Annotated in this window: 17 protein-coding genes and 1 pseudogene; 2 read left to right on the forward strand and 16 right to left on the reverse strand. The window is 42.0% G+C overall.

Translation table 11 applies throughout. The annotated features are described in order from the left end of the window. Position 1 precedes the first annotated feature (1 nt). The 9 genes from MKY14_RS08115 to MKY14_RS08155 form a co-directional block, all read right to left on the reverse strand. Entirely contained in the window at positions 2 to 340 is a 339-nt protein-coding gene (locus MKY14_RS08115) for a hyaluronate lyase N-terminal domain-containing protein (protein WP_340976250.1), read from the reverse strand. 11 nt (positions 341 to 351) lie between these two features. Then, the gene (locus tag MKY14_RS08120; RefSeq protein WP_340976251.1) at positions 352 to 1,374 is read right to left on the reverse strand and encodes a DUF2793 domain-containing protein; all 1,023 of its coding nucleotides are present in this window, start codon (positions 1,372 to 1,374) and stop codon (positions 352 to 354) included. Position 1,375: 1 nt separating this feature from the next. Then, the gene (locus MKY14_RS08125) at positions 1,376 to 1,789 is read right to left on the reverse strand and encodes a phosphoglucomutase (RefSeq protein WP_340976252.1); all 414 of its coding nucleotides are present in this window, start codon (positions 1,787 to 1,789) and stop codon (positions 1,376 to 1,378) included. Position 1,790: 1 nt separating this feature from the next. After that, positions 1,791 to 2,855, reverse strand: coding sequence for a baseplate J/gp47 family protein (locus tag MKY14_RS08130; RefSeq protein ID WP_340976253.1), 1,065 nt, complete (start codon positions 2,853 to 2,855; stop codon positions 1,791 to 1,793). Then, on the reverse strand, positions 2,842 to 3,255 hold the full coding sequence (locus MKY14_RS08135; RefSeq protein ID WP_036684205.1) for a DUF2634 domain-containing protein: 414 nt from the start codon (positions 3,253 to 3,255) through the stop codon (positions 2,842 to 2,844). The genes MKY14_RS08130 and MKY14_RS08135 overlap by 14 nt, the downstream gene beginning before the upstream one ends. Beyond that, positions 3,252 to 3,545: a DUF2577 domain-containing protein gene (locus MKY14_RS08140; RefSeq protein ID WP_340976254.1), complete on the reverse strand. Its 294-nt coding sequence runs from the start codon at positions 3,543 to 3,545 to the stop codon at positions 3,252 to 3,254. Before MKY14_RS08140 ends, MKY14_RS08135 begins: the two co-directional genes overlap by 4 nt. A 2-nt stretch (positions 3,546 to 3,547) precedes the next feature. Then, complete coding sequence (locus tag MKY14_RS08145; protein WP_340976255.1) at positions 3,548 to 3,820, reverse strand: XkdQ/YqbQ family protein; 273 nt, start codon at positions 3,818 to 3,820, stop codon at positions 3,548 to 3,550. 30 nt (positions 3,821 to 3,850) lie between these two features. Further along, a complete protein-coding gene (locus MKY14_RS08150; RefSeq protein WP_340976256.1) occupies positions 3,851 to 4,153 on the reverse strand; it encodes a hypothetical protein in 303 nt (100 codons plus the stop codon). 164 nt (positions 4,154 to 4,317) lie between these two features. Continuing rightward, positions 4,318 to 4,950, reverse strand: coding sequence for a hypothetical protein (locus MKY14_RS08155; protein WP_340976257.1), 633 nt, complete (start codon positions 4,948 to 4,950; stop codon positions 4,318 to 4,320). A 102-nt stretch (positions 4,951 to 5,052) separates the two neighbouring features. Between MKY14_RS08155 and MKY14_RS08160 the strand changes: the two genes are divergently transcribed. Beyond that, positions 5,053 to 5,382 (forward strand): DUF3139 domain-containing protein, encoded by a 330-nt coding sequence (locus MKY14_RS08160; RefSeq protein WP_340976258.1) that lies wholly within the window; start codon positions 5,053 to 5,055, stop codon positions 5,380 to 5,382. A 223-nt stretch (positions 5,383 to 5,605) separates the two neighbouring features. On the opposite strand, the gene MKY14_RS08165 is transcribed toward MKY14_RS08160, so the two are convergent. Beyond that, positions 5,606 to 6,082 carry a sigma factor-like helix-turn-helix DNA-binding protein gene (locus MKY14_RS08165; RefSeq protein WP_340976259.1) on the reverse strand — a complete coding sequence of 159 codons (477 nt, stop codon included), beginning with the start codon at positions 6,080 to 6,082 and terminating at the stop codon, positions 5,606 to 5,608. 97 nt (positions 6,083 to 6,179) lie between these two features. Between MKY14_RS08165 and MKY14_RS08170 the strand changes: the two are divergent. Further along, positions 6,180 to 7,290: pseudogene (locus MKY14_RS08170) on the forward strand (site-specific integrase). Positions 7,291 to 7,407: 117 nt separating this feature from the next. Here the strand turns inward: MKY14_RS08170 and glnA are convergent. The 6 genes from glnA to MKY14_RS08200 all read right to left on the reverse strand — a co-directional run bounded on the left by glnA (position 7,408) and on the right by MKY14_RS08200 (position 14,143). After that, complete coding sequence (glnA, locus tag MKY14_RS08175) at positions 7,408 to 8,736, reverse strand: type I glutamate--ammonia ligase (protein ID WP_036687730.1); 1,329 nt, start codon at positions 8,734 to 8,736, stop codon at positions 7,408 to 7,410. A 33-nt stretch (positions 8,737 to 8,769) separates the two neighbouring features. Beyond that, positions 8,770 to 9,180: a MerR family transcriptional regulator gene (locus tag MKY14_RS08180; RefSeq protein WP_019910684.1), complete on the reverse strand. Its 411-nt coding sequence runs from the start codon at positions 9,178 to 9,180 to the stop codon at positions 8,770 to 8,772. 62 nt (positions 9,181 to 9,242) lie between these two features. Beyond that, positions 9,243 to 10,517 (reverse strand): methionine gamma-lyase family protein, encoded by a 1,275-nt coding sequence (locus MKY14_RS08185; RefSeq protein WP_340976260.1) that lies wholly within the window; start codon positions 10,515 to 10,517, stop codon positions 9,243 to 9,245. 133 nt (positions 10,518 to 10,650) lie between these two features. Beyond that, positions 10,651 to 11,940, reverse strand: a complete 1,290-nt coding sequence (hflX, locus tag MKY14_RS08190; protein WP_076308353.1) for a GTPase HflX — start codon at positions 11,938 to 11,940, stop codon at positions 10,651 to 10,653. 254 nt (positions 11,941 to 12,194) lie between these two features. Then, complete coding sequence (locus MKY14_RS08195) at positions 12,195 to 13,169, reverse strand: AAA family ATPase (RefSeq protein ID WP_076098759.1); 975 nt, start codon at positions 13,167 to 13,169, stop codon at positions 12,195 to 12,197. A gap of 317 nt (positions 13,170 to 13,486) precedes the next feature. Next, the gene (locus tag MKY14_RS08200) at positions 13,487 to 14,143 is read right to left on the reverse strand and encodes a YdcF family protein (RefSeq protein WP_076279293.1); all 657 of its coding nucleotides are present in this window, start codon (positions 14,141 to 14,143) and stop codon (positions 13,487 to 13,489) included.

The following is a 14,143-nucleotide window of genomic DNA, read 5'->3' on the forward strand; positions in this document are numbered from 1 at the left end:
ATCACACCCCCTTCAATTGCTTCCATGTTACGGGACCCTTACTCATATATTCGGAGTGCGTATGTGTTGATGGTGGGTACGTTGCTGGTTTCCCAGCTACACCGGACCAAGGGACAGCATCAGCGTTGGCAGCGTAGTCCACTTTGCCATCATTGTTCGTATCATAAATACTTTTAAGCATATCCCCTGCGCTTTGAGCAGCCACCAACAACACATTGCCATTTGTTGTACCAATGTAGAGTTTGCTTGTATCGGTACAATAGCCAAGTTCACCGATAGCTAGTGTTCCGATGGCACTTTCCAAACCTCGTCGGATCTGGATCATTACTTTTCTAGCCATTGCCTCGCCTCCTAGAACGTACCGCCATCGATCGTAGCCACCGTAAGTTTATTGCCATTAGCTGAATCGTAGACGATGCTGGAACTATCAATATTAGCCTCAATCCCTGTCGCATTCACAACAATACCTTTGCCTGCCTTGGCTGCAACGGTTGTAGAATCTACAACAACCCCGTTCCCGGCTCCAACCGTCAATGTAACGGAATCTGATTGACCACCACCAGTAAGACCGTTGCCCGCTGTGATCGTCTGTAGGGCACCACCAGTCCTAACCCATGCCGTTCCATTCCAGCTGTAGATCTTTTGCTCATCATCCACATATGCAGTCCAACCTACAGCAGGGGTATAGTAAGCCCAAGCTCCAGACTGATACTCTGCTATTTGGCTTGTCTTACCTGCCCATACCCCTGTCGCTGATGCTGGAATGATATAACGGTCCGCTTCTGCTGGACTTGCTGGTGGCGCTAATAAATGTTGATCTTTTACCGATGCTTGTGGTTCGATATTATGTTTTGCTAATTCGATTTCATTTTTGATTTTTTGTGCGGACCAGATATCGGTAATGGCTGTACCAGAATCATTAATGACTCGGTGTTTAGCGGCATCGTCAATATGGCTTTTAATCTCAGCTGCAGTTTTAGTATTCGTGCCCTCTGACACCTTATTGATATGTCCTGCACTAACATCAGCCTTTAATATCTTTGCAAAAGTAGCACCATCCGCTATATTATCAAGCGACCCTGTTAAATCACTGAGTGCTTGGGCGTTCACTCGCCTCCAAGCTGCCCCATCATCAAAATAAAGATATCCACTATTCGCCCCGCTCGTGACGTAAAAAAGACGTCCAACCGATGCCGCCACCGGACACGAAGCCTCTGCACCTGACAAGGCTCGCCCAACCATTGAGTTTGTTGTACCGTCTCCGATATATATTTCTTTCGTATCTGTACAAAAACCCAATTCACCAACAAGCAATGCACCATACGTGCTAAGTTGAGCTTTAGTACCACGTTTTATTTGTATCGTCTGTGCCATCTTATACCCCTTTCGTAAATGTCCCACCGTCTATAAGACCACTCGATTTATACCGCTCTACCTCTGTTTGTGTGGCTGTTACAGACTTTTGTAGCACATTAATATCGTCAGCCTCTACCGTGTCCCCTGGTGTTTCATAGGTTACGTAAACTTCAGCAGCTCCACTAAATATCTTAATTAACCTGCGCCATGGTGTATCACTCGGAATGGTTAACGTCCAGTTTGTCAATTTATCACCCGTCAATTTACTACCACTATAGACTTGGACAGTAGCGTTATTGATATTATCGTGATTCAGTAACCCCTCATAAACGCCTGCTACAAGTGTTATCCGTTCCTCAATGACATTATTGTTTCCCGTTGGGCTTTTATTCAACTTCTCCTGGAATACATCAACTTTACTCGGGTAGGCCATGTTACACCCCCAATTCCACAATACCGATCAATGGCACCTCTTCTTCTGTAAGAACGATGTTCCCAACAGCTCCAATGAGTAGCAACCCAAGATAATCAATAACACCGTCAGTCCCTAAAGGGATTGATCCAATTACGGCCTGACTTACATAAGTAGATACAAAAGACGCTGACTTACGCCAAGTCTCCAATCGCTCCAAAAAGGAATTCTTTACACCCTGCAAGGTATAACCAAGCGCTAAAGTTACCTTAGCTGATATATTGATCGTCTTACCGATTGCTGAAGTAACTGTGACTACTGCCCCAATAGGTGCTTGTCCTTCACTTTTCCCAGCAGCTGGATCAATATAGTCTTGTACTTGATTCACAAGAACGCTTGAGGCTGGGGCACCTTCTGTATTTACAATCACAACTTTTACGCTCTTCGGACCTGACCATAATGGGAATACACGAGCGCCGCCCACTCCGGAAACTTCAAGAGCCCATTCAATATAATGATATTTATTCCCGCTGGTTGCTGGCCGTCTGGCAGAATCGAGGTACCGCTGCCGTAATGCATCATCTGTCTCTCTATCAGTCCCATGGATAAGTAACTCCGTCAATTCAGCCCTTTCTAGATTATTAATAAAACCTATAGGAATTAAGGCTCCGAAGTGCTGATTACCCGTAACTCCTTCAACCTCTGCCTCAAGACGATACTCCCCTAATGAGAGTCGAGAGATTACTTTATAGTTGATTGCACCAATAGCGAAGCGACTACCAACTGGAATATCCATTAAGGTGTTAGAAGTATTATAAAAAAGCCCTCTTAGTTGGGCTTTTGTTGCCTTTTTGCGGGTAACACCAGACCACGCAATCGATCGATCCAGATAATCGCCACTAGCAGTATCAGCAAATATTAAATTTGCATTGATATCCAACTCAACATACATCTGAGGTAATTCCATTGCTGCTGGAGCCATAGCATCATAAATAATGCTACCTTCTCGCTTGTCCAGCCCATCTGGTACCCGGTCTAACATCCGTTCTAAGATCGTTTCAAACGTTTGATCTTCATACACCGCCATTCACCTCCAATCGGTCTGTATAGTTTCCATAATCACTCTCTACATCAAACAAGACGAGTACCGCATCGCCATCATAGTTAAATCTAAAGTTGGTTACGGAGACGATACGATCATCCTGAAGTAATGCTTCCCTAGTCCAGCGTTCCACTTCGGTTTCAAACACCGCCCGACCCCGCACCGCTCCAACATCTGCCTCACTACCGTAATTGTCACTGTAAATCAGGTTTTCAAATCGGATTGTCGAAAGTATTTTTATAACTGCCTGTTTTACGGCATCCAATCCATCCACTACCACGGATCCTATACGCCCATTTACAAGGTCTAGTTTATAAGTAAGACTTGGTTGGGGTGTATCCTCCATATCCTCATTCAGTAGCACGTTATCGCTCTGTGGTATCAAACGCTCACCACCCTATCCATTATTACGTAGCGTTGACCACCTTGCATGCGAATGAGTAATAACTTATCTCCAACCGCTAAAGCCTTGCGAATCTCCACTTCCTGTGCGCCAATGGTGACTTTTAAACCACTCAATTTTTCAGGGACAATTAAAAAATCCTCTGAGAGAGATAGCCTATTATCGACTAAAACCTCAAGAGGATTCTCATTTGTTATTACAGCAAGTTGTACGATTACCGGCCCTGCAGCGTTAATCGCTTCAACAGCTGCTTGCTTAATAGCATCCAGCATGGTTACACCAGCCTTAGTTCCAGATCCATGGTATGCACACCGCCTTCTTTCTTATGGGTGCATTCATCAACCAAGAAAAATTTATTTATATTCATTGCATTAATATATAGATTTACGTAGCAGCCAACCCGCATTCGGTAATCTCCTAGAGCCTCTATACTAAGCGTCCGCTTCTCTCGATTCTTCATGAACAGTTGCTGAGTTAGTTGCTCGGTAATTTGAGCCTGATTCAGATTCTCATCTACTGACTCGTAGAGTTGTCCATTTATAGGCATGAAAAAAGCACCCGAAGGTGCCCATTTAATTTATTTGAAGAATTTAGCTACATATTCTTTCCCTGCAGCTGTAATCATCTCATCCCAAGTTTGGAATTTGAAGTGATCTCTTACGTAACCATCTTTTACACTCATTTCGATCTTTTCAAAATCGTCTTCTGAATCAAGAGTGAACGGCGCTTTATCAAAAAAATCTTGAGCACGATCAAAATCTGAATGTTTTTTAATAAATTGATCGTTTAACAAATCCTTTAATGATACGTTACCAGACGCTTGATCTGCCTTCTTCTGCATAGCTTTCATCAGGTCTTTCATGTTATTAAATGTAGGCATCCTAGCACCTCCCTTCGACATTATATTTCGACGAAAAGGAAGTATTTTCCTCCTACTATTTACCCATGTACCTTACTTCGCCGTCACCTCTGCAGCTTTTGGGGTTTAGATTATGGGCTATTTACAATACAAAAAGAGCCGCTTTTCAGCGACTCAAAGTATACTTATTTATAGAAAGCTCCCATAGTTACAAATGATGGCGAATTCAGGATATCTGAAGGATAAATATATACCAAGCCTGGGGGAACCATGATCCCAGCGTCTCCACCACCAACTATTTCCTTGCCAGCTCCAAACCAGTAAGATTGCCAAACAAATTTAGAACAATAATTCGAAGGAACATAAACTGGGCTAGGCCAGAAAGCATACGCAGTTATACTACCTATGTTTTGCTGAGACCAAGTAGCCGCAGCAGCTCCATTTCCGTTTCTTGGACGAAGAATGGTAAACTTATCACCAGTTGAAAAACGGCTGACATAATTAGAAATTCCTTCTGTTATTCCTGGACCATGAGGATGAGAATGACGAAGAAGCAAATCATTTCCTACAATTGCAACATGTCCTACGAAGAAAGTAGATATAGATTTTGGATTATGTATTACATCTCCCGGCTTCATTTCTATGCTTGTACCTGGATACGTAGGACCGATTTCAGCGAATGGCTTAATTAACAAATCCTCATTTTCATTAATTGGGGATAAATAGGTGGCCTCAGTCACAGTGTCCGCACTAGCTATACCAGATAATAACAACATAAAACCAAATACCATAAATAAGCTTAATAACATTTTTTTCATCCATTTTCTTCCTTTCTATGATATAATATGTATATTACAATATACCAAAATACATATTATGTAAATGATATTTTCCCATTTTTATCATATGGAGGCAATTTAATGAAAAAGAAATCCTTTGTAATTGTGTTTTCTCTAGTATTGTTGATTAGCATTGGAACTTTAGTATTGCAATCGTTTAAGAATAAAATGAATAGTGAAGTAGAATCCTATTTAATTAATCAAAGGGGTTATGCAAAACAAGACTTAAGTGAAATTTATACACAAGTAGGTAAAGCACCTCTTGTGAGCACAACAGTCATTTTTAACGATGATTTAAGTTCGAGATATTTCTATCGCAAAGAGAATGGTAAAATCTATCAGTATAGCCGGGCACCAGTTAGCGGTGTTGATGATGGTCGTACGGTATATAAACACGAAGAGAAATTTTGAAAAATATTAAAAGCAAGGGAAGCCAGGCTTTAGGCCAGTGCTCCCCTTGCTTCGTTTATATCATTGTCGAGCTCAATTAACCGTGAGCTCATCGGCTGGCGTGAGTTTTTACACGTCATTCATTATAAGAGTCGAACCGTTAATAGGTTCCTCCTATATATAGGTGGCAGGCGTACGGCAAGATTAGTCACATTGGAGAAATAGACTCATTCCTTGTTAATCTCTACTTTTGTTGTAGCGCGATCCAGATAAGATTGTACTGTGCTTTTTTAGTATCAAGTTCTTCAGAAATCTGTTTTAGTGACATTCCACAACCGTGGTGTAGAACGAAGCATTGCCTTTCTCTCTCAGATAAATTGTGCATGGCATCCTCAATAGCATATTGTTCATGAGGTTGCAAACATCGTCCTTCCTCTTCCTCCTGTTGAAACTCTACTTCATAGGCTGTGAGATATTCCATCCATGCAGGATCCCATACACTTGTTCGTTGAGCTCCAGATCTTCTATCAATCGTTCTACGCCATCCTGGAGGATATCCTGTTTCCATCCATTCAATTGAATAATCTAGATCACTTATAATTGCAGACATCATATTTTTATCTAATTTGATCGGTTCCATCTCCTTACGTAAGAATTCACGCTCATTTCTATCTTTGGAATCTTCTATTTTCTTCTTCAGCGGCTCAAGTTCTTTTTCCAACCGAATAATCCCAGTGATAACGGGGGCCGGATAAGGTTAACATAATCTGCGCCCCATAAAGAGAGGAACAAGACACTAAAAAAGTGAGGTCAGTAGAATGAGATGGGAATTTCGATCAAAGTACAGAGATCCCATTACCCAAAAGATTAAAGAAAAGTCTCAACGAGGTTTTGAAACAAAAAAAAGAAGCGCAAATAGCTGCAGCTACTTTTGAGAGAAAGTTAGCAGAAAGTTTCGAGCAAAGTGACCTACCGTTATTGTCGTTTTTGAATGACTGGCTTCAAGAATATAAGGTGGGGACAATTCGAAAGAACACACTTATTCAGCATCAGAACAATATTAAAACTCATATTGCTCCCTTCTTCCAATCGATTAAATTGACAGAGCTTAAGCCTATTCTTTATCAAAAATTCCTAAATCAATTGGCGGATAAGGGCTATAGTAAAAGCACTGTTGAAATTGTTCATAATACCATGAATAGTGCACTTGAGAAAACTGTCACTATAGGTAAACTAGAGAAAAACCCGTGTAAAGGAGTCACAATAAAAGGTTCCGTAAAACCTAAAGGTTTAAAATTTATAGAATCCGAATATATACCTGCATTTCTTAGGGCTGCCCACCAATATGGTTATATTTATTGGATATTCTATCGTGTATTAATTGAAACGGGTATGAGGAAAGGTGAAGTTGCCGCGCTAACCTGGAATGATGTAGATCTCAAAACAGGTATGATAACCATTAACAAAACACTGGATTTTTCCGCTGATAGCGAAGAGGAACATTTTGGAGATACAAAGACTTTTAATTCAGTACGAACAATACAAATAAGCACACCTCTTATTCAAGATTTGAAACAACATTTTAAGTATCAGAACCAAAACAAATTAGCTTGGAATGAGTTATACAAGCACAACTTGAATCTAGTACTCTGTAGAGATGATGGAAACTTCATGCCAAAGTCTTCTTTATTCAATTCTTTTTCGCGAATTTTGAAACGTATTGGTCTCCCGGCGATGCCGATTCATTCTTTTCGTCACACTCATGCTGTTCTTATACTTGAGGCTGGTAACGATATGAAGTATGTACTAGAACGTTTAGGTCACGGTAGTATGAGAATCACAGCGAACATATACACACATATTTCAAAGAAAATAAATGAAAGCAGCATGGATAAATTTGAAGCTCATATGAGAAGCATCCTCGAATGATCACTACATTTTTTGGGGGCATTACGGAGGTGTTCATAAACCTCTACAATATCTCCTATCATCCTTACCCCCACAAAAAAAACCCTCAACGCTTAGAGCGCCAAGGGTTTAAAGGTTCTAGTAAAGCGTCATGTATTGGTTTCTTTCCCACTCATGAACTTGTGTACGATAGATATCCCATTCGATTTCTTTCAGCTCGTAGAAGTGAGCCAGCGCATGTTCGCCGAGAGCTTCGGTAATTACATGGCTGCGGATCATTTCGCTTAGCGCTTCTTTCAAATCGGATGGCAAGCTTGGGATGCCTTCTTCAATACGCTCTTCCTCAGACATCACATAGATGTTACGGTCAATTGGAGCTGGAAGATCAAGCTTACGCTTAATTCCGTCTAGCCCTGCTTTCAACATAACAGCAAGTGCGAGGTATGGGTTAGCTGCCGGGTCCGGGTTACGAACTTCAACACGTGTGCTAAGCCCTCTCGAAGCTGGGATACGAATCATCGGGCTACGGTTACTTGCAGACCAAGCTACGTAACAAGGTGCTTCATAACCAGGAACAAGGCGTTTGTAAGAGTTCACTGTTGGGTTAGTAATCGCTGCAAAAGCACGAGCGTGCTTCAAAATACCAGCCATATAATAACGTGCAGTTTTGCTCAGACCTAGCTTGTCACTTTCATCGTAGAACATGTTTTCTTTGCCATTAAACAAGGATTGGTGAGCGTGCATACCAGATCCGTTAATACCAAACAATGGTTTAGGCATAAAAGTTGCATGCAAGCCATGTTGACGGGCAACCGTCTTCACAACGAGCTTAAAGGTTTGAATTTGGTCAGCAGAAGTGATCGCGTCTGCATATTTGAAATCAATTTCATGCTGGCCGGAAGCCACTTCATGGTGGGAAGCTTCGATTTCAAAGCCCATTTCTTCAAGGGTCAATACGATTTCACGACGGCAGTTTTCCCCTAAGTCTGTAGGAGCTAAGTCGAAATAACCACCTTGGTCATTCAATTCTGTAGTTGGGTTACCTCTTTCGTCTGTTTTGAACAAGAAGAATTCAGGTTCAGGTCCAACATTCATCGCTGTAAAGCCCATTTCTTCGGCTTCCTTCAGACAACGCTTCAGGATACCACGTGGGTCTCCAGCAAATGGAGTACCATCCGGCATATACACGTCACAAATCAGACGTGCAACACGGCTATCAGTCACCCAAGGGAAGATTACCCAAGTATCAAGGTCTGGGAAGAGATACATATCGGATTCTTCAATCCGTACATAACCTTCGATGGAGGAACCATCAAACATCATTTTGTTGTCGAGTGCTTTTTCCAATTGGCTAACCGGAATCTCTACATTCTTGATAGTACCTAACAGATCTGTAAATTGCAGACGAATGAAACGAACATTCTCTTCCTTGGCAATGCGTAAAATATCCTCTTTAGAAAAGCTCACGTGATCCTCTCCCTTTCAAAACTCTGTATATTATTATTTATTAAAAAACCGGGATAACTCACCTTGAATAAGCGATACCTGTCCCGGTCTTTTACCGGAAACTAGTTCTTGCTTCAGCAAACGGTGAAGCTGCGAATCTGATAGCTCTCTACGTCTAACCTCTGTGTCAGGGGTAATCACTGTAGCTTCTTCGGATTCCTTCGAGACTGGGTTCATTACTTGCTTGATGCCAGCAATGTTAACACCCTTTTCAATCAAGGCCTTAATTTCTAATAGGCGCTCAACATCATTAAAAGAGAACAAACGTTGATTCCCAGAGGTACGTGCAGGTACGATTAGACTGTGCTGTTCATAATAACGAATTTGTCTTGCAGATAAATCAGTTAACTTCATTACAATTCCAATAGGAAATAATGCCATATTTCTGCGGATTTCATCACCCATGACTCATCCAACCTTCCAATGATCTTTTTCTGATCTCATTGTACATTTCCTAATACAGCGTGTCAATGGTGTGTAAGATTTTCTGACAGTAATTTTCGATCACGCATACTTTGGAGTGCCATCAAAACGCCATATTTGACATGGGAGTAGGTTAATCCCCCTTGCATATAGCCAATATAAGGCGCACGGATAGGCGCATCTGCCGATAACTCTAAGCTACCACCTTGTATAAACGTACCTGCCGCCATGATGACAGGATGTTCATATCCCGGCATATCCCATGGTTCTGGAACTACATGGCTGTCTACCGCCGCAGCACGTTGAATTCCCTGCACGAAGGCAATCAAGTGATCCGGTCCATCGAAGGAAACCGCCTGAATCAAATCTGTACGAGGTTCATTCCACGCTGGTTTCGTCTCAAATCCGCAGCGTTGAAATACAGCTGCCGCAAAAATACTGCCTTTAAGGGCTTGTCCAACTGTATGCGGAGCCATGAATAGGCCTTGGTATAACCCGCGGGTAGTTCCTAACATTGCGCCTACCTCGCCACCGATACCAGGAGCTGTAAGACGGTACGCTGTAAGCTCTACTAGATCTCTGCGCCCACAGATGTATCCACCCGTCTCAGCAATTCCACCTCCAGGATTTTTAATTAATGAACCCGCTACTAGATCCGCTCCAACCTGTGGAGGCTCAAGCTCTTCAGTAAACTCACCATAGCAATTATCAACGAACACAATAACATCCGGTTTCAATGACTTCACTCTCGCTGTCATGTCACCTATTTCGGCTACTGTGAAGGAAGCACGCCAATCATAACCACGCGATCTTTGGATTCCAATTACTTTAGTTTTCTCATTGATAGAGAGAGTTACCTCTTCCCAATCAATCTTACCCTCTGATGTAAGGGCAACTTCCCGATATGTAATTCCGAAGTCTGCGAGTGAGCCTGTCCCATCTCCTGCTTGGCCAATCACCTTGTGTAAGGTATCGTACGGACGACCTGTGATGTATAAAAGCTCGTCTCCTGGTCGCAGCACACCAAAGAGGGCTGTTGAAATGGTATGTGTTCCTGAAGCAAAATGCGGGCGCACCAAGGCTGATTCCGCACCAAAAACGTCAGCATAGACAAGATCCAGCACTTCGCGTCCACGGTCGTTGTAAGCATACCCCGTTGAACCCGCAAAATGATAATCACTGACCTGATGACGTTGAAACGCTTCAATAACCTTCCATTGATTCTTATCGACAATTCGATCAAGAGCTTTGACTGCACCTTCGATTTCAACTTCTGCGGACTCTGCCGCTCCTAAAATATCTTCTGCAAAAACTGCCATTAGTTCTTATTCGCTCCTTACATTTACTTGCCATCATAATGACAGAAAGCGACAGTTGCCTGACGCTTTTTGTCATTAGCTATTATTTTATACCTATACAACAAGCATTTCCACTTTAGGGGAACAAAGAAGATTACGGCTGGTCCACAAAATCAGCAAGCATGTAACCCCATTTATCATAATCCTCTTTATTAAGACGGACGTTATAGATAACATCGTTCTCATCATAGGTGGTTTCCAGAACCTCACCTACTCTGTAAAGCAGGGAAGAAATATCGCCTCGGTCTCCAGGAATGCGAAAATTCAGCGTATCTCCAGCCAACTCATCAGAGATAATTTCAATAATCCGGGTTAAATCCTCCGGGTTAAACGCACTGATTTTCAAAAACCCTATGCCTGTTGGCAGCATTTCCAGTTGCTCAGGCTCACATAGATCGATTTTATTAAAAAGTACTATTTGCGGTTTGCTAGCTGCCCCTAAGTCCTGCAAAATAGTTTGTACAATCTCCATCTGCTCCTCACGCATTGGAGATGAGGCATCCACTACATGCAACACCAGATTGGCCTCATTGACTTCCTCCAGCGTTGCGCGGAAAGATGCTACAAGATCATGCGGAAGATTCTGAATGAAGCCTACAGTATCCGTAAGCACTACCTCTTTGCCACCCGTTAGTTGAAGCACACGTGAAGTAGGGTCAAGCGTAGCAAACAATTGATTCTCAATATAAACATCCGCATCCGTAAGCTGCTTAAGCAGCGTCGATTTACCAGCATTCGTGTAGCCGACTAGAGCAACCTGCACTGCCCCTGCCTTACGGCGGCGTTCACGGTGCAATTCACGGGTTTTAACTACCTCATCCAACTGGCGTTTCAACTCCGTAATCCGACCGCGAATATGACGGCGATCGGTCTCAAGCTTACTTTCACCTGGCCCTCTGGTTCCTATACCCCCGCCTAATCTGGATAAGTTTTTGCCTTGACCGGATAACCGCGGCAAAAGATAGGACAGCTGTGCCAGCTCTACTTGAATAATACCCTCTCGTGTTTTGGCCCGCCCAGCAAAAATATCCAAAATGAGCTGCGTCCGATCAATAATCTTCAGATCCAGAGACTCTTCAAGGTTCCGTACCTGCGCTCCAGATAATTCCTGATCAAAAATAGCCGTATTAGCTCCAAGACCATCAGCGGCCATGCGGAGCTCTTCTACCTTACCTTTCCCGATAAACCATTTCGAATCCGGTGTTTCCTTATTCTGACGCAACACATCCAGGACTTCAACACCTGCTGTTTCTGCTAATTGTACTAATTCCTGCAGAGAAAGCTCTGGGTCAATACCGGTACGTTTAATTTTATCTGTGACGAGAGTGACCAATATCGCCCGATCTTGAATATCCGTTTCTGTATCATGCGTAGTTATTGCCATTTATTCATGCTCCTTATGACGGTAATAGAATCTTTGTGTACCATTTAATCAGTTTTTCACTTCTTGCTGATGTTATACAGATGAACCTGTTCATTCACAGCGCTTCAAAACATTTTATCATAAGTTTCATTGGTAATATAGGCTGATAATGGAACGGCTCACCATTCTGTCCGCATTTTCATTATGATAATCTTCAATCTTTTATAAAAGATAAACCGACTAAGCACGTATAAACTTAGCCGGTGTCAATTTATTTAAGAGATTATACTCTCCCCTTTTGAATAATCATCGACCGGAAGAACAAGGTCTCTCGGTAAGATCTCCATCAAAGATTGTTTAGAAATTTTGACATGCCTGCTTATTAATCTAACCGCTTGATGGCGGATTGCCTGTTCGAGGATATTGCGTACATAACGGGCATTACTAAAGTTTTCTTCAATAATTTTCTCATTAAGGATTAACTCTTTTAGTTTCCCGTTTGTTTCTGGAGTAATTATATAGTCTCTTTCAGCAGCCATTTTATGTGCAATCAATATCAGTTCATCTGTTGTGTAGTCCTGAAAATCGAGTTGAATTGGAAATCGTGAGGGAAGCCCGGTATTAGCCTCCATGAACATCTCCATTTCATTTGGATAACCCGCTAAGATAATGATGAGATCATCATTCCTGTCCTCCATAACCTTTACAAGACAGTCGATTGCCTCTTTTCCAAAATCCTTATCTCCGCCTCTAGCCAAGCTATAAGCCTCGTCAATGAATAATACGCCACCCATAGCCTTCTTAACAAGGTCTCTGGTCTTTTGAGCTGTATGCCCTATGTATTCCCCCACTAAATCCGCTCTCTCTACTTCGATTAATTGACCTTTACTTAATATGCCCATATTCTTTAACAGCTTGGCAACGATTCTTGCTACAGTTGTCTTTCCAGTCCCGGGGTTGCCTTTAAACAACATATGATAAACCTGATTAACTACATTTAACCCCAGTTCTTGTCTCATTTTTTCCACTTGGATAAGCGCATGAATTTCATATATGAGATCCTTCACCTTTTCAAGACCGATAAGCTCATGAAGCTCTTGCAGGATTTCTTTTGTAGATTCTAAATGATTATTTTGAGCCAGCGCGCTCTCCAATGTTTCATTCGTAATATTTGTTGGGTCTTGATTTTTGAAAGTTATATTCATTCTGGAATCATTAATGGTTATCTTTCTTAAATTTTCTTCACCCATTGTAATCACCTCGTTAGAGCATTATATGCAATAACTGAATAACATCATGCACTTGTTTTAAAGAATGGGGTTTCGACATTGGATTCCCTGCTATCTCTCGCATCTTCTACGATGGTACACGAGGATAGAATGACCGAAATGCATAAAAGTCATAAGCAGACATTTATTTTTTTATCATTTCACAACCCCATTATTTTTGATCTACAAATAACAAATAGCCCCCATTTAGAGTTTAGTCCATTTGGGGGCTGGCTTTTCTAATCAAGTCTCTTCCGGAATAGGAAGCGTTATTAGAAGATTCTGATAATTGAGAACAATTACAGGAACAACTGCTGGATTTTCCATTTCGTATAGGCTAGAATTTCACGCGACTTATGCCTTGTCATCGACAGAACAGTGGATTCAGTAAGCCCCAGTTCAGGATTCACATAACCGAGCTCGTCCGCGATTTCGTGTGAACGCCATCCATGATATGTATGCGTAATAATAATTGCTGAGGACAATCCCTCACTTGTCATAATTGCTTTGCTATACAGAAGATTCTCGTAAGTGCTGGTAGCTTTATTTTCAACAGAAATGGCGCTATCCGGAACTCCATGAGCTACTAAATAATTGCGCATACCTTGACCTTCGGTATATTTCAGATCAGGTTTATCCAAACCTCCAGAAACTATGAAATGCGGGAACATCCCCTCTTGGTAAAGCTTAAGCCCGTAATCCAATCGTTCCTTCAATCCCGGGCTAGGTTCATCTCCCCACATAGACATGCCAAGAATGATCCCTGTATCGGCTTTGAGCATAGGATCTGTCGTTGCAGCTTTATTGATATTCCTCAATGCGTACGCACACCACAACAAACCAACTACAACAATAACCATTAAAGCAATAAGCAACGTTCGTTTAGACCAAATTCGGCGTTTTTTGCGAACAATCCGAATCGGGGAAGAGTCTCTTCCATAAACGTACCATTCCAT

The organism is Paenibacillus sp. FSL R5-0887 (assembly GCF_038002305.1).
Taxonomy (GTDB): domain Bacteria; phylum Bacillota; class Bacilli; order Paenibacillales; family Paenibacillaceae; genus Paenibacillus_AQ; species Paenibacillus_AQ odorifer.